Here is a 19171-nt window from a genome sequence, read left to right as displayed (position 1 = left end):
ATCGTCAAAGAAACCGCGACACCCAGCTCCACACGAAGCTTCACCAGATGCCAACGGGGCATAACAAACTAATTCGTCGACTAATCAAACACACTGTTGAGTTCTCAAGAATCAGACGCACCCGATCCTCGCCGGCTGGGCCGGTCTGGTCGCGGGGCAACCTGCAGAAACTTACCGGGCGCTTCTCTCACCGTCAAACTCGCGAGATCTGCACTTCGGTGTGGTCGCAGCTGGTCTCCGCTTCAGCTGACCTTCTGGCCAGGAGGCGGCGCCGCTTGCGGCGACAGGAAGAACATTAGACCCTCCTCCCGGACCATGCAAAACCGGGGGTGCCCCCCACGCATAACCGCAGGTCAGCGGCCTGTCCGACGTCTCGCGGCGGCCGGACGGTACGTGCTGACGGTGGGGTCGCCCGTGATCCAGAACCGCCACGGGCGCTCGGCCGCGAGGCGCAGCCCGACCCGCGGTCCGGTGCTGATGTCGGACACCGCCTCGCCGGGCGCGAGGTCCGGGCGGATCCCGTTGTGCTCGAGGTCGATGCCCAGGACCCGGCACAACCGGGCCGGACCGCGCGCGAGGTCGCGGTCGGTGCTCGAGGGACGACGCCCCCGAGCGACCTCCAGCCCGTCCACCACCTCCCCCGCACGGAGCAGGACGGCGCCGGGGTCGCCGTCGGGGCCGGTCACGAGGTTGGCGCAGTAGTGCATGCCGTAGACGAAGTAGACGTAGAGCCGACCGGGAGGACCGAACATGACCGCGTTGCGCGGCGTCCGCCCGCGGTGGGCGTGGGAGCCGGGGTCCAGCGGGCCGGCGTACGCCTCCACCTCCGTGAGCCGCACCGAGACCCCGCCGTGGGTGAGGACCGCCCCGAGCAGCCGGGGCGCCACCTCGAGCGGGTCGCCCTCAGCCCAGGCGCTCACGGTGCCCGGTGGTCGCCGTACGCACTTCGTCCAGCTGCGCCCGGACGCGGTCCGGAGCGGTGCCGCCGCGGCCGGACCGCGACCCGACCGACCCCTCGACGCTGAGGACGGTGCGGACCTCGGGCGTCAGGGCCGGTGAGATCTCGGCGAGCTGCTCGTCGGTGAGGTCGGGCAGGTCGCAGCCGAGCTCTTCGCAGCGGCGTACGCACGCACCGGCGAGCTCGTGGGCGTCGCGGAACGGCACACCCTCGCGCACCAGCCACTCGGCCACGTCGGTCGCGAGCGAGAAGCCCTGCGGCGCGAGCTCGGCCATCCGGGGACTGTTGAAGGTGAGCGTCGCGACCATGCCGGTCATGGCGGGAAGCAGCACCTCGAGGGTGCGGACGGAGTCGAAGACCGGCTCCTTGTCCTCCTGCAGGTCACGGTTGTAGGCGAGCGGGAGTCCCTTGAGCGTGGCCATCAGGCCGGCGAGGTTGCCGATGAGCCGGCCGGACTTGCCGCGGGCGAGCTCGGCGATGTCGGGGTTCTTCTTCTGCGGCATGATGCTCGACCCGGTCGACCAGGAGTCGTGCAGCGTCGCGAAGTCGAACTCGCGCGTCGTCCAGAGGATGACTTCCTCCGCGAGGCGCGAGAGGTCGACGCCCACCTGCGCGGTGACGAAGGCGAACTCGGCGGCGAAGTCGCGCGACGACGTGCCGTCGATGGAGTTGGCCGACGAGCCGGTGAACCCCAGCTCTGCCGCGACCGCCTCGGGATCGAGCCCGAGCGTCTGGCCCGCCAGGGCGCCGGAGCCGTACGGCGAGTCGCAAGCCACGCGGGCGTCCCAGTCGCGCAGCCGATCGACGTCGCGCAGCAGCGGCCACGCGTGCGCCAGCAGGTGGTGCGACAGCAGCACCGGCTGAGCGTGCTGGAGGTGCGTCCGACCAGGCATCACCGTCTCCTGCCCGGGGGCGAGGTGCTCCCCCGCCTGCCCGGCGAGGACGTCGACCAGGTCGAGCACCAGGCGCGCGATGGTGCGCGCGTGGTCGCGCAGGTAGGCCCGGAACAGGGTCGCCACCTGGTCGTTGCGCGAGCGCCCCGCCCGGAGCCGGCCGCCCACCTCGGGGCCGACCTCCTCGAGCAGCAACCGCTCGAGGGCGCCGTGCACGTCCTCGTCGCCGGGCGCTGGCAGCAGATTGCCGGCGTCGTACCGCTCCCCCAGCGCCGACAGCCCGCGGAGCAGCTCGGCGTGGTCGGCGTCGGTGAGCAGGCCGGCCCGGTGGAGGGCGTTGGCGTGCGCCCGCGAACCGGCCAGGTCGTAGGGCGTCAGCTGCCAGTCGAAGTGCGTCGAGCGCGACAGCTCCTGGAGCTCGGGCGAGGGGCCGCTGGCGAAGCGGCTGCCCCACAGCGAGCCCTCGTTGGTCGTGCCGCCGCTCGTCGGTGTGTCTGGCATCAGTCGGTCCCGAACTCCATCGCCGCGTGCTCCAGGGCGGACTCGTCGGCCCCCGCGGCGGCCGGGTTGTCGGTGATCTTGTCGTAGCCGCCGGCCTCGATGGCACCGTAGAGGGTGCCGTTCTCGACGAGCACCTGGCCCTGGTCGAGCGGCTGGGCGGCGTACAGCTCGAGCTTGGCGCGCGAGTCGGCGATGTCGAGGTTGCGCATCGTGAGCTGGCCGATGCGGTCGGTGGGCCCGAAGGCGGCGTTCTCGGTGCGCTCCATCGACAGCTTGTCGGGGTGGTAGGAGAACGCCGGGCCGCTCGTGCTGAGGATCGAGTAGTCCTCTCCGCGCCGCAGCCGCAGGGTCACCTCACCGGTGACGAGGGAGGCGATCCAGCGCTGCACGGACTCCCGGATCATGAGGGCCTGCGGGTCGAGCCAGCGGCCCTCGTAGAGCAGCCGGCCGAGCTTGCGGCCCTCGTTGTGGTACTGCGCAACGGTGTCCTCGTTGTGGATCGCGTTGACCAGCCGCTCATAGGCGATGAAGAGCAGCGCCATCGCCGGCGCCTCGTAGATGCCGCGCGACTTCGCCTCGATGATGCGGTTCTCGATCTGGTCGGACATCCCGAGCCCGTGCCGCCCGCCGATCGCGTTGGCCTCGTGGACCAGCGCGACGGGGTTGTCGTACTGCTGGCCGTTGAGCGCGACCGGGCGTCCCTGGTCGAAGCGGATCGTGACGTCCTCGGCCTCGATCGCGACGGACGGGTCCCAGAACTTCGCGCCCATGATCGGGTCGACGGTCTCGAGGGAGACGTCGAGGTGCTCGAGGGTCTTGGCCTCGTGGGTCGCGCCCCAGATGTTGGCGTCGGTGGAGTACGCCTTCTCCTGGCTGTCGCGGTACGGCAGCCCGTGCTCGGTCAGCCAGGCGCTCATCTCGTGACGACCGCCCAGCTCGGTGACGAAGTCGGCGTCCAGCCACGGCTTGTAGATCCGCAGGTCGGGGTTGGCGAGCAGGCCGTAGCGGTAGAACCGCTCGATGTCGTTGCCCTTGAAGGTCGAGCCGTCGCCCCAGATGTTGACGCCGTCCTCGTGCATGGCGCGCACCAGCATCGTGCCGGTGACGGCGCGACCCAGCGGCGTGGTGTTGAAGTAGACCCGCCCGCCCGAGCGGACGTGGAACGCGCCGCAGGCCAGGGCGGCGAGGCCCTCCTCGACGAGCTGGGTCTTGCAGTCGACCGCGCGCGCGAGCTCGGCGCCGTACTGCATCGCGCGGGACGGGACGCCGGAGATGTCGGGCTCGTCGTACTGGCCGATGTCGGCGGTGTAGGTGCACGGCACCGCGCCCTTGTCGCGCATCCAGGCGACCGCCACCGAGGTGTCGAGGCCGCCGGAGAACGCGATGCCGACGCGCTCGCCGACCGGGAGGGAGGTGAGGACCTTGCTCACTGGGAGTCCTTTGCAGAGCCGGGGCTCGGGGTGGTGGTCGGGGTGGGGTTCGGGGAGGAGGCGTGGCGCGCGTCGTTTGCCAGGTCGAGGAACCGCTGGGCGAGGGCGTCACCTCCTGCGGGGTCGCGGCCGATGACGAGCAGGGTGTCGTCGCCCGCGATGGTGCCGAGGATGTCGCCGAGGTCGGCCTTGTCGAAGGCGCTGGCCAGGAACTGCGCGGCACCGGGCGGCGTGCGGAGCACGACGAGGTTGGCGCTGGCCTCGGCGCTCACGAGGAGCTCGGCGCACAGGCGGGCGAGGCGGTCGCGACCGGCGGCGCTCTCGCGCGGAGCGGAGACGCTGCGGTCGCCGCCCTCCCCCGGCACGGCGTAGACCAGGGTGCCGTCGGTGTTGCGCACCTTCACCGCGTCGAGCTCGACGAGGTCGCGGCTCAGCGTGGCCTGGGTGACGCGGACGCCGTGGTCGCCCAGCAGCTCGGCGAGCTCGGTCTGCGAGCGCACCGGGTGGGCGGACACGATGTCGATGATCCGCTGGTGCCGCGCGCTCTTCGTCAGCGGGGTCATGGCCGTCATGATGACCGGTCCAGCAGCCAGGTCAGCACCGCCTTCTGGGCGTGCCGGCGGTTCTCCGCCTCGTCCCAGACGATCGAGTGCGGGCCCTCGATGACCTCCTCGGAGATCTCCTTGCCGCGGTAGGCCGGCAGGCAGTGCATGACGATCGCGTCGGGAGCGGCGTGCGAGAGCAGGTCGTCGGTGACGCCGTAGGGCGGGAAGATCCGCATGCGGTGCTCGGACTCCTCCTCGCGGCCCATGCTGACCCACGAGTCCGTGACCACGACGTCGGCGCCGGTGACGGCCTCGACCGGGTCGGCGGTGAGCTCGATCGAGCCCCCGGTGCCCTCGGCGATCTCGCGCGCACGCGCCACGACGTGGGCGTCGGGCGTGAAGCCCTCGGGGGCGCCGACGACGACGTGCATACCGGCGGAGGCCCCCGCGAGGACCCACGAGTTGCCCATGTTGCACGCCCCGTCGCCGACGAAGGCGACCCGGACCCCGGCCAGCCGGCCCTTGTGCTCGCGCACCGTCTGCAGGTCGGCGAGGAGCTGGCAGGGGTGGAACTCGTCGGTGAGCGCGTTGAGCACGGGGACGTCGGCGTACGCCGCCATGGTGACCACGTCGTCCTGGTGCGCGGTGCGCCACACGACGGCCGCGGCCTGGCGGCCGAGGACGCGGGCGACGTCCTCGACGCCCTCGCGCGACCCCATCGCGGCGAGGCCACCGTCGACGGTCATGGGGTTGCCGCCGAGCTCGGCGATCCCAGCGGCGAAGGACACCTGGGTGCGCAGGGTCGGGCGGTCGAAGACGAGGGCGACGGTCCGGGGGCCGGCGAGCGGCTTGTGGTCGAACGGCTCGGCCTTCATCCGGTCGGCCAGGTCGAGGACCTCGAGCAGCTCTGCTGGTGAGAGGTCGTCGTCACGCAGGAAGTGGCGGGTCATGAGGTGGACTCCTGTGCTGCCGCGCGGGCGGCGTCGAGGACGGCGGGCAGGGCCGCGCCGAGGGCGTCGAGGTCGTCGGCCGTGACCACCAGCGGCGGCACGAACCGCAGCCGGGTCGGACCGGTGGCGTTGAGGATGAAGCCGGCGTCCCGCCCGGTCGCCACCGCCTGGGTGGCGTACGGGCCGTCGAGCTCGGCGCCGCGCATCAGCCCGGCGCCGGTCACCTCGACCACGCCCGACTGCTCGCGCAGGAGCGCCTCGAGCTGGGCGCCCCGGGTGACGGCGGCCTCCATCAGGCCGTCGGCCTCGATGGTGTCGAGGACGGCGAGGGCGGCGGCCGTCGCGACGGGGTTGCCGCCGAAGGTGGTGCCGTGGTTGCCGGGCTGGAGCAGCGTCGCGGCCGCCCCACGGGCGACGGTGGCGCCGATCGGGATGCCACCGCCGAGGCCCTTGGCGAGGGTGACCACGTCGGGCCGCACGCCGTCGACCAGCTGGTGGGCGAACCACGCGCCGGTGCGGGCGACGCCGGTCTGCACCTCGTCGAGCCACAGCAGCGCGCCGTGGTCGTGCGCGATCCGCTGGGCCGCGGCGAGGTAGTCGCCGGACGGCACGACGACACCGGCCTCCCCCTGGATCGGCTCGAGGACGACCGCGGCGACGGTGTCGTCGACGGCGGCCTCGAGGGCGGGGACGTCGTCGTACGGCACGAAGGTCACCTCGCCGGGCAGGGGCTCGAACGGCTCGCGGTATGCGGCCTTCGACGTGAGCGCCAGTGCGCCCATCGTGCGGCCGTGGAAGGATCCCTCGGCGGCGACGAGCCGGGTGCGGCCGGTGCGGCGGGTGAGCTTCAGGGCCGCCTCGTTGGCCTCAGCCCCGGAGTTGCTGAAGAAGACGCGGGCGTCGTCGGACCAGCCGAGGAGGCCGACCAGCCGCTCGGCGAGGGCGACCTGGGGCTCGGTGGCGAAGAAGTTGGACACGTGGCCGAGCGTCCGCAGCTGCGTGGTGACGGCCTCGACGAGGGCGGGGTGGGCGTGCCCGAGGGCGTTGACGGCGATGCCGCCGAGCAGGTCGACGTACTCCTTGCCGTCGGCGTCCCACACGTGCGCACCCTCGCCGCGGACGAGCGCGAGCGCGGGCGGGCCGAAGGTGTTCATCACGGCGCCGGCGTAGCGGTCCTGGATGCTCATGCCTCGTCCTCCGTCGGGTAGGGCTTGCGCATGCGCGTGGGGACGCCGGGGAGCACCTGGGTGCCGACGCCCTCGTCGGTGAAGATCTCGAGGAGGACGGAGTGGGGCTCGCGGCCGTCGACGACGGTGGCGCGCGGCACCCCGCCGGTGACGGCCTCGTAGCAGGCCCGCATCTTGGGGACCATGCCCGCGTCGAGGGACGGCAGCATCTCGCCGAGCGCCTCCGGGCTGATCTCCTGGATGAGGTCGTCGGAGTTGCCGTAGTCGCGGTAGAGGCCCTCGACGTCGGTGAGGACCAGCAGCTTCTCGGCGCCGAGCGCCACCGCGAGGGCCGCGGCTGCAGTGTCGGCGTTGACGTTGTGCACCTGGCCGTCGACGTCGGGCGCGACCGAGCTGACCACGGGCACGCGGCCCGCCTCGATGAGGTCCAGGACCGCCTCCGGCCGCACCTCGGCGACCTCGCCGACGAGGCCGAGGTCGACCTCGGCGCCGTCGACGACCGTGCTGGTGGGGACGGCGCGGAAGAGCCCGGCGTCCTCCCCCGACAGGCCGACCGCGAGCGCACCGTGCTGGTTGATCAGCCCGACGAGCTCGCGCTGCACCTGGCCGACGAGCACCATCCGGACGACGTCCATCGCCTCGGGCGTGGTCACCCGCAGCCCCCCGCGGAACTCGGACCGGATGCCCAGCTTGTCGAGCATCCGGGAGATCTGCGGCCCGCCGCCGTGGACGACGACGGGCTTGAACCCGGCGAAGCGCAGGAACGCGATGTCCTCGGCGAAGGCGACCTTCAGGGCGTCGTCGGTCATCGCGTTGCCGCCGTACTTCACGACGATCGTGCGGCCGTGGTAGCGCTTGAGCCACGGGAGGGCCGCGGCCAGCGTGCGGGCCTTGGCCGGGTCGGGCCGGCGCGGGTTCTGGACGGTCTCGGGGGTCGGCTGGGTCATGAGCTGTAGGCGCTGTTCTCGTGGACGTAGGCGTGGGTGAGGTCGTTGGTCCAGACGGTGGCGCGGGCGTCGCCGGACTTGAGGTCGATGGTCACGCTGACCTCGCGGCCGGTGAGGTCGACGCTCGCCGGGTCCTCGGCCGGGGTGGACTGCCGGCAGACCCAGACGCCGTTCATCGCGACGTCGAGGTCGGCGGGGTCGAAGCGGGCCTGCGTGGTGCCGATGGAGGCGAGCACCCGCCCCCAGTTGGGGTCGTTGCCGAACACCGCGGCCTTGAAGAGGTTGCTGCGGGCCACGCTGCGGCTCACCTCCACGGCCTCCTCCTCCGAGGCGGCGTGGAGCGTGGTGATGGCGATCTCGTGGTCGGCACCCTCGGCGTCCTTGAGCAGCTGCATCGCGAGGTCGGTGCACGCCTGCGTGAGCGCGGCCGTGAAGTCCTCGGGCGTGGGCGTGATGCCGCTGGCGCCGCTGGCCATGACGGTGACGGTGTCGTTGGTGGACATGCAGCCGTCGGAGTCGAGCCGGTCGAAGCTGACCCGGGTGGCGGCACGGAGCGCGGCGTCGAGGTCCGCGGCCGGCACCACGGCGTCGGTCGTGATGACGACCAGCATCGTGGCGAGCTGCGGCGCCAGCATGCCGGCGCCCTTCGCCATGCCGCCGATCGACCAACCGGCGCCCTCGACGACGGTGTTCTTGCTGACCGAGTCGGTGGTCATGATCGCCTCGGCGGCGGCGGCCCCTCCGTCCGCGGACAGCGCCGCGGTGGCCACCTCGACGCCCGCCAGCAGGTCGTCGCGGTCGTTGGCGAGGCCGATGAGGCCGGTGGAGCAGACGACGACGTCGACGGCACCGATGCCGAGACCCTCGGCGACCTTCTCGGCCACCGCGTGGGTGGTCTGGAAGCCCTCGGGGCCGGTGTAGCAGTTGGCACCGCCGGAGTTGAGCACGACCGCCTTGACGGTGCCGTCCTTGACGACCTCCTGGCTCCACAGCACGGGGTTGGCCTTGCAGCGGTTGGCGGTGAAGACGGTGGCGGAGTCGTAGGTCGGGCCCTGGTTGACGACGAGGGCAAGGTCCTTGGCGCCGGTGGACTTGAGTCCGGCCGCGACGCCGGCGGCGGTGAAGCCGCTGGGGTGGGTGACGCTCATTACGGTGCGATTCCGATCGTGGTGAGCCCGGCGGCCTCGTCGAGGCCCAGGGCGAGGTTCATGCACTGGACGGCGGCGCCGGCGGTGCCCTTGGCGAGGTTGTCCACCACGGCCACCGCCACGAGTCGTCGTACCCGCTCGTCGACCGCCACCTGGACCTGGACGGCGTTGGAGCCGAGGACCGACTGCGTCTGCGGCCACTGCCCCTCGGGGAGCAGGTGCACGAAGGGCTCGGTGTCGTACGCCGCGGCGTACGCGTCGCGGACCTGCTCCGGGGTGACCCCGTCGAGCAGGGGCGCCTGGACGGTCGCGAGGATGCCGCGCGACATCGGCACCAGGAGCGGGGTGAAGCCGACCTGCACCGTGGAGCCGTGGACGCCGCTGAGGTTCTGGACGATCTCGGGCGTGTGGCGGTGGGTGCCGCCGACCCCGTAGGCGCTGGCGTTGCCCATCACCTCGCTGCCGAGCAGGTGCGGCTTGGCAGCCTTGCCGGCGCCGCTGGTGCCGGACGCGGCGACGACGGTGACGTCGGGCTCGACGAGACCGGCCGCGAGCGCCGGGACCGCCGCCAGGGTCGAGACGGTCGGGTAGCAGCCCGGCACGGCGATCCGCCGCGCACCGCGGAGCACCTCGCGCTGGCCGGGCAGCTCGGGAAGGCCGTAGGGCCACGAGCCGGCGTGCTCCCCGCCGTAGAACGCCTGCCACTCCCCCGGGTCCGTGAGCCGGAAGTCGGCGCCGCAGTCGATGACGACCGTGTCGTCGCCGAGCGCCTGCGCGATCCCGGCGGACTGGCCGTGGGGCAGGCCCAGCACCACGACGTCGTGCCCGGACAGCGTGTCGACGGTAGTCTCGGCCAGCACCCGGTCCGCGAGCGGCAGCAGGTGCGGCTGCAGCGGGCCGAGCCGCTCGCCCGCGTTCGAACCGGCCGTCACGGCACCGACCTCGACGCCCGGGTGGCCCAGGAGCAGGCGCAGGACCTCTCCCCCGGCGTACCCGCTGGCTCCGGCGACGGCGACTGATGCGGTCATGTGCATGACTATACATTGCATTGCATGTTCCGATGCGCCGGGGTCCGCAGCCGCCCGCGCGCGACGTCCGCGGTGTCCCCTACGGTGCACGGGTGACCTCACTCCCGACGCGCTTGTCCCCCGACGTCTACCTCGACCACCTGCGCACCGAGTCCGCCCGTTTCCGCGACGTGCTGGCCGACTGCGACCCGGCTGCCCGCGTCCCGGCCTGTCCCGACTGGGACGCCGCCGACCTGCTGTGGCACCTCGCCACGGTGCAACGGTGGTGGGCCGAGGTGCTGACGGCCAGGCCCGAGCGCCCCGAGGAGATCGACCCGCCACGCCCCGAGGCGTACGACGACCTCCTGCGCACCTACGACGAGTGGTCCGCCGGCCTGGTCGCGGCGCTGGACGGCGCCGACCCGCGGGAGGAGGCCTGGAACTGGTCCGACGACCACACCGTCGGGTTCATCCTGCGGCGGCAGGCGCACGAGGCGCTGGTGCACCGCGTCGACGCCGAGCAGGCGGCCCGTGCCACGACCGAGCTCGACCCGCGGCTGGCCGCCGACGGCGTGCACGAGTGCCTCGACGTGATGTACGGCGGCATGCCGCCGTGGGGCTCGTGGGAGGCCGGCGAGGGCACGGTGCGCGTCGACGTCACCGACACCGGGGAGTCGTTCTGGCTGCAGTTCGGAGTGTTCTCGGGCACCGACCCGGACAGCGGCACCACCTATGCCGACGAGGAGGACTTCCACGTCGTGCCCGCACCGGAGGACGCCCACACCGAGCCCGACGTCGTGGTCGACGGTCCGGCCGCGGCGCTCGACCTGTGGTTGTGGAACCGCGGCGGCGACGACGAGGTCTCGGCCGCCGGTGACCGGGACGTGCTGGAGCGGTTCACCGCGATCGTGGAGTCCCCGATCAACTGACCGGCAACCAAGGCGGCCGCCGGTGCGTCTCCCGAGGCGTACGCACCATGCTCGTCTCGGAGGTCATCGCATGTACTACCGGTCTGTCGCCGCCGTCCTGTCCACCCTCACGCTCGCCGCCCTGGTCCCGGCGGCGCCGGCCGGAGCGGAACCGGCCACCTGCCAGGGCAGGGCGGTGACCACTCAGGGTGACACCGGCACGGACGGCGACGACGTGATGGTCGTCGGGCCGGGACAGAAGTCCGTGAGCACCGGTGCCGGCAACGACGTCGTGTGCATCCGACTGACCGCTGACGACCCCGTGAGGCGGTACCTGTACCTCGACACCGGTCCCGGAGACGACGTGGTCCACAACGAGACGACCTCCGGCCGCCGCGACGTGACCGTCCTGCTCAGCGGGGACACCACAGACATGGAGCGCGACGTGATCGACTCCGGTGACGGCAACGACTACGTGGCCACCGGCTCGGAGGCGCTGGGCGCCGCCAATCCCGACGTGGTCGCCACCGGCACGGGCGACGACCGGGTCGAGTGGGCCGGGCAGCAGGTCGGTGGCTCCCTGGACCTCGGAGCCGGCGACAACCGCCTGAGCCTGGTGGAGGGCTGGGTGGGCGACGTCGCGATCGACGCCCCGAGCGGGACCGTGACCGCCGGGGGGTCCGCGGTACTGAGGTGGTCGGGCGCCGTGGGGGACTACGAGCTGACGTTCCCGAACCTTCGGACGACCTTCACCGGCACCGACGCCGACGAGCGCGTGACCTACTGGCCCGAGGTCAGCACCGACGACGGCAGCAGCAGCGTCCCCTCCGACCCGGACCGGCGCCTGGACGTCGACCTGGCCGGCGGTGACGACCGCCTCGACCTCTCGGACTCCGCCGGCGGGTCCATGATCGGCGGGCCGGGGCGCGACATGCTTCACGGTGGCGGCTGGTGTGCGGTCGCGGAGGTCCGCCTGGGCTCGACGTACGACTGCGAGGTCCGTCGTCGTGGGACCGTCACCTACTCCTCGACGATCGACGTGTGGGAGAAGTCCGTCGTGCTCGCCGACGAGCTCGACGTGGTCGGGAGCAACGGCCCCGACGTCATCAAGGTCGGCGGTCGCACGCGGATCCGTCTCGACGGTCGCGGTGGCGCCGACGTCCTGACGACCATCGGGTCGGGCGGCGCCGGCCGCAACCCGCGTCCCGCGGTGGTCCGGGGCGGGGGCGGGGACGACGAGCTCCGCGGCGGACACCTCGCCGACCGGCTCGTCGGCGGACCGGGTCACGACCTGGTCCGCGGCAACGGCGGCGACGACGTCGTGCTCGGTGGTGCCGGCCGGGACCGCCTGTTCGGCGGCAAGGACGACGACACGTTGCTGGGCGGGACCGGGCGGGACCGGGCGGACGGCCAGAAGGGTCGGGACGGCTGCGTGGCGGAGGTCCGTCGCTCCTGCGAGCGCCGCTGACCTGCAGCAGCACGCGCACTGGCCCTTGAGTCTCCTGGAGACTCAAGGGCCAGTCGGCGTCGGACGGGGCGCGGCTCAGGCGCGCTGGACGGCCCCGGTGCGCTCGGCGGCGAGGGCGACGGCGGCGTCGCGGGCCGCTGCCGCCTCGCCCTCCTTCAGGGTCCGGTCGAGCGCGCGGAAGCGCAGGGCGTAGGCGAGGGACTTCCTGCCCTCGCCGACCTGGTCGCCGGTGTAGACGTCGAAGAGCCGGATCGACTCGAGCAGCTCACCGGCACCCTCGCGCAGCGCGGCCTCGACGTCGGCGGCCGGGACCGTGGCGTCGACGACCAGCGCGACGTCCTCCTTGGCGACCGGGTACGACGAGAAGGTCGGCGCCGACCGCAGGTGCACCGCCCGCGCGATCAGCAGGTCGAGGTCGACCTCCGCGGCGACGGTCCGCTTCGGCAGGCCGAACGCCTGGCACACCGTGGGGTGCACCTCGCCGGCGTGGCCGACGACCTCGCCGTCGACCGAGAGCTCGGCGCAGCGGCCCGGGTGCCACGGCGCGAGCTCGACGGCGGAGGCGCTGACCTCGAGACCCAGCGCGGCCGCGACGGCGCGCACCGCCTCGACGGCGTCGGCCCACGAGACCGGCCGCGCCTCGCCCCACCAGCCGCCGGACACCGCGTCACCCGTGCCGACGAGCGCGAGGTGGAGCGGTTGGGCCGGCAGGGCCGCGTCGAGGGCCTCGAGCTCCGCCTCGCTCGGGCGGCGGTCGACCGGCAGGATCGGCGCCGGTCCGGCGTGGTGCGGCAGCGTGACGGTGGCGGTCTCGAAGATCGCGACGTCGGTCGTGCCGTGCCCGACGTTCTTGCCGGCCGTGCGCAGCAGGCCGGGCAGGAGGGTCGAGGTCATGAAGGCCGCTTCGGCGTTGAGCGGGTTGGACAGCCGCAGCAGGTCGCGGCGCGGGTCGTCTGCCGGCAGGCCCAGCGCGTCGAGGTCGGCCTCACCGACGAACGGGAAGGTCACCACCTCCACGTAGCCCTCGCCGGCGAGCGTGCGTCCGACCCGGCGTCGCAGCTGCTGCGCGCGGGTCAGGCCACGACCCGACGGCGGCGTCGGCAGGACCGACGGCACCTTGTCGTAGCCGACGAGCCGGATGACCTCCTCGGAGAAGTCCTGGGCGTCGGTGAGGTCGGGGCGCCACGGGGGCGGGGTGACCGACAGGATGCCGGAGCCGCTGACCTCGCAGCCGACGGCGCGCAGGCACTCGACCGACTGCTCCTCGGTGATCGACATCCCGGACACGCGGGCGGCGAGGTCGCCCGCGACCTCGACGACCGGCATCGCCGGAGGGGTGCCGACGACGGTGACGCCCGGGTGGGCCGTGCCGCCGCCGTGCTCGACGAGGAGCTCGACGACGCGGTCGGCGGCCGCCTCGCAGATCGTGGGGTCGACGCCGCGCTCGTTGCGCTTGCCGGCCTCGGAGGTGATCTTGTGGCGGCGCCCGGTGCGGAACATCGACACGGCGTCCCAGTGGGCCGCCTCGACGAGGACCGACGTGGTGGTGTCGGAGATCTCGGTGGTCTCCCCGCCCATCACTCCGCCGAGCCCGATGATGCCGGAGTCGTCGGTGACCACGAGGTCGCCCGGGTCGAGGGTGCGGGCCGTCCCGTCGAGGGTGGTGAGCTTCTCGCCCTCCCGCGCCCGGCGTACGACGATCGCGCCCCGCAGCCGGTCGGCGTCGTAGCCGTGGATCGGCCGGCCGGTCTCCAGCATCACGTAGTTGGTGACGTCCACCGCCAGCGAGATGGGTCGCATCCCCGCGGCCGTGATGCGCTGGACCATGAAGTCCGGCGTCGGTGCGGCGGGGTCGAAGCCGTCGACCCTCCGCGCGACGAACACCGGGCAGCCCTCGGCGTCCTCGACGACCACGGGGTGGCCCTGGTCGTTGGCCGCAGGGGTGTCGCGGACCGCCGGGTCGCGGAAGCCGCTCGCGCCCTCCACGGAGACGAGCACCTCGCGGGCGATGCCGCGCAGGGACAGCGCGTAGGCGCGGTCGGGGTTGACCTCGAACTCGATCGTCTCCTCGTCGAGGCCGAGCACGGGACGCGCGTCCTGGCCGGGCTCGCCGGCGTCGGGCGGGAGCACGATGATGCCGTCGTGGTCCTCGCCGAGGCCGAGCTCGCGGGCCGAGCAGATCATGCCGGCGGACAGGTGCCCGTAGGTCTTGCGGGCGCCGATCTCGAAGCCGCCCGGGAGCACACCGCCGGGGAGCACGGTGACGACGAGGTCGCCGGGCGCAAAGTTGTGGGCACCGCAGACGATGCCCTGGGGCTCGCCGGTGCCGTTGGCGTCACCGACGTCGACGGTGCACCAGTTGATGGTCTTGCCGTTCTTCTGCGGCTCCGGCTCCATCGTGAGGACGCGGCCGATCACCAGCGGGCCGGTGATCTCGCGGCCCGGGCTGACGATCGCCTCGAGCTTGAGCCCGGTCAGCGTGAGCCGATCGGTGATCTCCTCGGTGGTGGTGCCGGCGGGTACGTCGACGAGGTCCAGGATCCAGGACAGGGGTGCCTTCATCGTTTGGTCCTCCCCTCTCAGATCTCGGTGCCGAACGCGCTGCTGAACCGGACGTCGCCCTCGAAGAGCGGACGCAGGTCCTCCAGGTCGTGGCGGAACATGAACGACCGGTCGATGCCCATGCCGAAGGCGAAGCCGCTGTAGACCTCGGGATCGACGCCGCAGGCGACGAGCACGCGCGGGTTGACCACGCCGCATCCGCCCCACTCGATCCAGCCCTCGCCGCGACAGGTGCGGCACGACTGCGGCTCGACGTTGCGGCAGACGAAGCACAGGACGTCGACCTCGGCCGACGGCTCGGTGAAGGGGAAGTAGGACGGCCGGAACCGCGTGGTGATCCCGTCACCGAACAGCTGGGACGCGAAGTGGTCGAGCGTGCCCTTGAGGTGCGCCATGGTGATGCCCTCGTCGACCACGAGGCCCTCGACCTGGTGGAACATCGGCGAGTGCGTGGCGTCGTACTCGTCGGTGCGGAACACCCGGCCGGGGCAGACGACGTAGATGGGCGGCTTCCGGGTCAGCATCGTGCGCGCCTGGACCGGTGAGGTCTGGGTGCGCAGCACGACGTGGTCGTCGGCCGGCTCGGTCCAGAAGGTGTCCTGCATCGTGCGCGCGGGGTGGTCGGGCCCGAGGTTGAGCGCGTCGAAGTTGAGCCACTCGGCCTCGACGACCGGGCCCTCGGCCACCTCGTAGCCCATGGCCACGAAGAGGTCGGCGATGAGCTCGGACTGCAGGGTCAGCGGGTGCCGGCCGCCGCGGCGGCGGCGGGTCGTCGGCAGGGAGACGTCGACGGTCTCCTCGGCCAGCATGCGCTCCTCGTGCTCGGCCTCGAGGACGGCCTGGCGGGCGGCGAGCGCCTGGTTGACGGCACCGCGGGCCTGGCCGACGCGCTGGCCGGCCTCCTTGCGCGCCTGGGGCGGCAGGGCCCCGATCTCGCGGTTGGCCAGGGCGAGGGGCGAGCGGTCGCCGGCGTGGTCGAGCCGGACCTGCTTCAGGGCGTCGAGGTCGGCGGCGTCTGCGATCGCGGCGAGCGCCGCCTCACGCATCGCCTCGACCTGGTCGGCCTTGAGCGGGGTCACTTCGACGGGGTCGTAGTCGGTGTTGGGGCCGGACATGGCTCCCTTTCGCGCGGCGACAGCAGTTCGCCGCAGATTCTAGAAGTGGGTGAGCGTCGGGTCGGACGGGGACTCCCCGGACCCGGTGACGTCAGCTGCCCGACGGACCAGGTCCGGGGCTGAGAAATCGCAGGCTCGTGTCCACGGCCGCGATGCTACTCCTCGTACGCCGCCCAGACGGCAGCGCACTCGTCACCCGGACCAGCCGTCCCGGCGCCGGACGGCGTGGGCTGGTCGGCCGGCAGCAGGCCGAGGTCGGTGAGCGGGCCCTCGGCGCGGCTCCGGCCGAGGTTCCACGCGCGCGGGTCGTCGAGGGCCTCCGCGCGCATCTCGTCGTACGGCATGTACCGCAGCACGCAGCGGGCCACCTCGCGCGGGAGCCGGTCCGCGATGGCGGGCACCGCGTCGGCCGAGAGGGTCTCCAGGTAGCGCAGGTCGACGTCGCCGGTGGCCTCGAAGCGGTCGAGGTTCTGCTCGGCCACCCAGGCGTCGGGGTTGACCGCCGCCAGCCCGAGGAGGGCCACGGCCCCGGAGACGAGGGCGACCCGGGGCAGCCAGCGGGCGCGCCCGAGCAGCCCGGCCACCATGATCGCGAGGACCACGAAGCCCAGCCAGCCCTCGAAGACGTCGACGAACAGGCGCAGGGTCGTGAAGCCGTAGGCGTCCTGGTAGACCGCCATCCCGCGCAGGGCCGACGCCACGACGACCAGCGTGAGCCCGCAGAGCAGGCCGAGCGAGCCGAGCAGCCAGCGCCGGTCCTCCGCGCCGCGGCCGGCGCGTCGGGCGGCGAGCCACACCACGAGCACGGTCAACGCCGTCGCGAGGGTGAGCTGGCCGAAGCCCTGGTGGACGTAGTCGGCGTAGGTCAGTGCGGAGGTGTTCTCCTCGATGTAGTCGCGGCCGCCGACGAGCGCGCGGGCCTGGGCGGCGATGAAGGCGATGAAGACGGCGTCGACCACCAGCACCGGGACCAGCCACTCGAACCGGTTCGCCAGGGGCGTGGGTCGCCGGTCGCCCATCGTCTCGACGTCTGAGGGGTTGAGGGCGAGGTACGCCGCGCCGAGCGTGGCAGCGAAGACGAAGCAGGCGAGGAAGGCCCGGCCGACGAGGTCGTTGAAGGTCAGGTTGGGCACGAGCTCGTCGACCCACGACCCGAAGACCTCGTTGGCGCTGGCGAAGATCGTGCCGAAGACGCCGAGGCCGAGCAGCGACCAGAACGCCGTGCGCACGAACGCCGGGGTGCGGGAGCTCGAGCCGGCGATCCGCAGCGACCGGCCGAACCACGGCAGGCCCCGCACGGACGCGAGCGGCCACGAGGCCCCCGAGAGCAGGATGCCGGGAAGCGTCCGCGCGCCGGTCACCCCGCACAGGAACACCGCCGCCGCCGCGACGAGGCAGAGCATCGCGATCCACCAGGCGTCCAGGAGCGTCATCGGCAGCACGAGCAGGAGGGCGAGCCCGGCGCACGCGAGCGTCCACGGCTCGCGACGGCGGCGCGCGGTCAGGAGCGCCGCGGCGCCGCACGTCACGGCGACGAGCGTCCAGGTGATGCCCACCGCGGTGAACGACAGGGCGATGCCGGCGACCAGTCCCGCGACGGCTGACGCGACGACGGTGCGCAGGCCAGAAGGCAGGCTCGGCTCGGGCCAGAACTTGCCGAAGAGGTTCGCGAGCTCGGGCTGCCTGGCCGGGGCCGGGACGGGCGGTGCCGCGACGGACGCTGCCGCGCCCGCGGAAGGCGCCGTGCGGGTGGCCGCCGCGGCAGCTGCAGGCGCGTGGTGCTCCGGCCGGGTCGGCACGTCGAGCCGCAGCCGGGCACCGCGGCCCGACTCGGGGTCGAGGAACCGCAGGGTGCCGCCGTGCAGCTGCGCGACCCAGCGCGCGACCGCGAGGCCGAGCCCGGTCCCGCCACCGCCGTCGGTCCCGAACCGTTCGAAGACTCGCTCGCGCTCCTGCGGCGCGACGCCGCCGCCGTCGTCGGCGACCTCGAGCCACCAGCGACCTCCGTCCGTACCTTCGCCCGTGCCCGCCGTGACGCGTACGGCGGTCCCGGACGGTGCGTGTCGCCCGGCGTTGTCGAGGACGTTGACGAGCAGCTGGCGCAGCCGATCCTGGTCGGCCTCGACCTCGAGGTCCGCGGGCACGGTGACGTCGAACCTGCCGGTGCGTCCGGCGGCGCCGACCTGCGCGACGGACTCCTCGACCAGCGACCGCAGGCCGACAGGCACCCGGTCGAGCTCCACCACCCCGGCCTCGAGCCGGGACAGCTGCAGCAGGTCGTCGACGAGCCGCGCCAGGCGCTCGGCCTCGTCGAGCGCGGCGCCCAGGTGCTCGGGGTCGGCGGGCACCACGCCGTCGGCCAGGTTCTCGAGCATCGCGGTCATGGCCGTCAGCGGCGTGCGCAGCTCGTGCGACACCGTGGCGATGAGGTCACGCCGCTCACGGTCGACGGTCGCGAGGTCCTCCGCCATCCGGTTGAACGCCGCGGCGAGCTGGCCGACCTCGTCGGTCGCCGAGGTGCGCACCCGCCCGGTGTAGTCGCCGCGCGCCATCGCCCGCGAGACCTCCGTCATCCGCCGGAGCGGGGCCACCATCCCGGCTGCCAGCAGCTGCGTCACGCCGAGCGCGAGCGCGACGCTGACCGGCAGGACCAGCAGCGGCGAGACGCTGGCCGCCGACCCCAGGAGGCTGAGCAGCACGGCGACGACCACCGAGGCGACGACGAGCAGCCCGAGCTTCACCTTGAGGCTCGAGACCGTGTCGAGCGGGGTGGACGTCCGCGTGCTCACGACAGGGCCTCCAGCGCGTAGCCGACGCCGTGCACGGTGCGGATCCGCGCGGCGCCGACCTTGGCCCGGAGTGCCTTCACGTGGCTGTCGACCGTGCGCGCGGCGCTCGCGCTCCCCCACGCGTCACCCCAGTCCCACACCTCGCGCAGCAGCCGCTCGCGGGTGAGCACCTGGCCGGCCTCGCGCGCCAGGCACAGCAGCAGGTCGAACTCCGTCGGCGTGAGGTGGACCGCCTCCCCCGCCACCGTCGTACGCCGGCTGCCGGGGTCGATGCCGATGGCACCCACCTCGATGGCGGCCGGTCGCTCGGCAGCGAGGGCGGCCGCGCGCTCGACGCGCCTCAGGAGGGCGGCGACCCGGGCGACGACCTCGCGCATGGAGAACGGCTTGGTGAGGTAGTCGTCGGCGCCGACGCCGAGGCCGACCAGCACGTCGGCCTCGTCGTCGCGGGCGGTCAGCATGAGCACCGGGACCGGGCGCGCGGCCTGGATGCGCCGGCACACCTCGAGGCCGTCGAACCCCGGGAGCATCACGTCGAGCAGCACGACGTCGGGCCGCACGGCGGCGGCCCTCTCGACGGCGGACGGGCCGTCGAAGGCCTGCTCGACGGCGTACCCCTCGGCGCGCAGCCGCTGGGCGAGGGCGTCGTTGATGGCGCGCTCGTCCTCCACCACCAGGGCGGTCCTCGGCCTGGGCGCGGCGGGCGTCGTGGACGTCATGTGACGACCCTAGGAGGACCGATGGGTCGAGGGCGGGGACGACT

Annotated in this window: 15 protein-coding genes; 2 read left to right on the top strand and 13 right to left on the bottom strand. The window is 73.2% G+C overall.

Features of this window, described 5'->3' with window-relative positions:
* Positions 1-353: 353 nt before the first annotated feature.
* Genes NYO98_RS21790 through argC form a run of 9 tightly spaced genes read right to left on the bottom strand, consistent with a single transcriptional unit; the run spans position 354 to position 9587 of the window.
* Positions 354-920, bottom strand: a complete 567-nt coding sequence (locus NYO98_RS21790; protein ID WP_268114015.1) for a DNA-3-methyladenine glycosylase — start codon at positions 918-920, stop codon at positions 354-356.
* A complete protein-coding gene (gene argH, locus NYO98_RS21785; RefSeq protein WP_268114013.1) occupies positions 904-2352 on the bottom strand; it encodes an argininosuccinate lyase in 1449 nt (482 codons plus the stop codon). Before argH ends, NYO98_RS21790 begins: the two co-directional genes overlap by 17 nt.
* A complete protein-coding gene (gene argG, locus NYO98_RS21780; RefSeq protein WP_268114012.1) occupies positions 2352-3782 on the bottom strand; it encodes an argininosuccinate synthase in 1431 nt (476 codons plus the stop codon). The genes argH and argG overlap by 1 nt, the downstream gene beginning before the upstream one ends.
* Positions 3779-4354 carry an arginine repressor gene (locus NYO98_RS21775; RefSeq protein WP_268114011.1) on the bottom strand — a complete coding sequence of 192 codons (576 nt, stop codon included), beginning with the start codon at positions 4352-4354 and terminating at the stop codon, positions 3779-3781. Before NYO98_RS21775 ends, argG begins: the two co-directional genes overlap by 4 nt.
* Positions 4351-5277, bottom strand: coding sequence for an ornithine carbamoyltransferase (gene argF, locus NYO98_RS21770; protein WP_268114010.1), 927 nt, complete (start codon positions 5275-5277; stop codon positions 4351-4353). The genes NYO98_RS21775 and argF overlap by 4 nt, the downstream gene beginning before the upstream one ends.
* Positions 5274-6464 carry an acetylornithine transaminase gene (locus NYO98_RS21765; protein WP_268114009.1) on the bottom strand — a complete coding sequence of 397 codons (1191 nt, stop codon included), beginning with the start codon at positions 6462-6464 and terminating at the stop codon, positions 5274-5276. The genes argF and NYO98_RS21765 overlap by 4 nt, the downstream gene beginning before the upstream one ends.
* Positions 6461-7411, bottom strand: coding sequence for an acetylglutamate kinase (argB, locus tag NYO98_RS21760; protein WP_268114008.1), 951 nt, complete (start codon positions 7409-7411; stop codon positions 6461-6463). Before argB ends, NYO98_RS21765 begins: the two co-directional genes overlap by 4 nt.
* Positions 7408-8559 carry a bifunctional glutamate N-acetyltransferase/amino-acid acetyltransferase ArgJ gene (gene argJ, locus NYO98_RS21755; protein ID WP_268114007.1) on the bottom strand — a complete coding sequence of 384 codons (1152 nt, stop codon included), beginning with the start codon at positions 8557-8559 and terminating at the stop codon, positions 7408-7410. The genes argB and argJ overlap by 4 nt, the downstream gene beginning before the upstream one ends.
* Positions 8559-9587: an N-acetyl-gamma-glutamyl-phosphate reductase gene (gene argC, locus NYO98_RS21750; RefSeq protein ID WP_326494470.1), complete on the bottom strand. Its 1029-nt coding sequence runs from the start codon at positions 9585-9587 to the stop codon at positions 8559-8561. The genes argJ and argC overlap by 1 nt, the downstream gene beginning before the upstream one ends.
* A gap of 92 nt (positions 9588-9679) precedes the next feature.
* On the opposite strand from argC, the gene NYO98_RS21745 reads away from it, so the two are divergent.
* Both NYO98_RS21745 and NYO98_RS21740 read left to right on the top strand, forming a co-directional pair.
* A complete protein-coding gene (locus tag NYO98_RS21745; protein ID WP_268114005.1) occupies positions 9680-10495 on the top strand; it encodes a maleylpyruvate isomerase N-terminal domain-containing protein in 816 nt (271 codons plus the stop codon).
* Positions 10496-10565: 70 nt separating this feature from the next.
* Entirely contained in the window at positions 10566-11942 is a 1377-nt protein-coding gene (locus NYO98_RS21740) for a calcium-binding protein (protein WP_268114004.1), read from the top strand.
* A 75-nt stretch (positions 11943-12017) separates the two neighbouring features.
* Here NYO98_RS21740 and pheT read toward each other — a convergent pair whose 3' ends face one another.
* The 4 genes from pheT to NYO98_RS21720 all read right to left on the bottom strand — a co-directional run bounded on the left by pheT (position 12018) and on the right by NYO98_RS21720 (position 19127).
* Positions 12018-14504: a phenylalanine--tRNA ligase subunit beta gene (gene pheT / locus NYO98_RS21735; protein WP_268114003.1), complete on the bottom strand. Its 2487-nt coding sequence runs from the start codon at positions 14502-14504 to the stop codon at positions 12018-12020.
* Positions 14505-14521: 17 nt separating this feature from the next.
* Complete coding sequence (gene pheS / locus NYO98_RS21730) at positions 14522-15619, bottom strand: phenylalanine--tRNA ligase subunit alpha (protein WP_268114002.1); 1098 nt, start codon at positions 15617-15619, stop codon at positions 14522-14524.
* 155 nt (positions 15620-15774) lie between these two features.
* The gene (locus tag NYO98_RS21725; RefSeq protein ID WP_268114001.1) at positions 15775-18408 is read right to left on the bottom strand and encodes a DUF4153 domain-containing protein; all 2634 of its coding nucleotides are present in this window, start codon (positions 18406-18408) and stop codon (positions 15775-15777) included.
* Positions 18405-19127: a response regulator transcription factor gene (locus tag NYO98_RS21720; protein ID WP_268113999.1), complete on the bottom strand. Its 723-nt coding sequence runs from the start codon at positions 19125-19127 to the stop codon at positions 18405-18407. Before NYO98_RS21720 ends, NYO98_RS21725 begins: the two co-directional genes overlap by 4 nt.
* Positions 19128-19171: the final 44 nt, after the last annotated feature.

The organism is Nocardioides pini (assembly GCF_026712185.1).
Classification (GTDB): Bacteria; Actinomycetota; Actinomycetes; order Propionibacteriales; family Nocardioidaceae; genus Nocardioides; species Nocardioides pini.
This window is presented reverse-complemented; position numbering and strand designations above follow the sequence as displayed.

Coding starts and splice junctions, on each gene's coding strand:
- NYO98_RS21775 (WP_268114011.1), bottom strand. CDS start 4,354: ATGACGGCCATGACCCCGCTGACGAAGAGCGCGCGGCACCAGCGGATC.
- argH (WP_268114013.1), bottom strand. CDS start 2,352: ATGCCAGACACACCGACGAGCGGCGGCACGACCAACGAGGGCTCGCTG.
- argF (WP_268114010.1), bottom strand. CDS start 5,277: ATGACCCGCCACTTCCTGCGTGACGACGACCTCTCACCAGCAGAGCTG.
- pheT (WP_268114003.1), bottom strand. CDS start 14,504: ATGAAGGCACCCCTGTCCTGGATCCTGGACCTCGTCGACGTACCCGCC.
- argB (WP_268114008.1), bottom strand. CDS start 7,411: ATGACCCAGCCGACCCCCGAGACCGTCCAGAACCCGCGCCGGCCCGAC.
- pheS (WP_268114002.1), bottom strand. CDS start 15,619: ATGTCCGGCCCCAACACCGACTACGACCCCGTCGAAGTGACCCCGCTC.
- NYO98_RS21740 (WP_268114004.1), top strand. CDS start 10,566: ATGTACTACCGGTCTGTCGCCGCCGTCCTGTCCACCCTCACGCTCGCC.
- NYO98_RS21720 (WP_268113999.1), bottom strand. CDS start 19,127: ATGACGTCCACGACGCCCGCCGCGCCCAGGCCGAGGACCGCCCTGGTG.
- NYO98_RS21765 (WP_268114009.1), bottom strand. CDS start 6,464: ATGAGCATCCAGGACCGCTACGCCGGCGCCGTGATGAACACCTTCGGC.
- argJ (WP_268114007.1), bottom strand. CDS start 8,559: ATGAGCGTCACCCACCCCAGCGGCTTCACCGCCGCCGGCGTCGCGGCC.
- argC (WP_326494470.1), bottom strand. CDS start 9,587: ATGACCGCATCAGTCGCCGTCGCCGGAGCCAGCGGGTACGCCGGGGGA.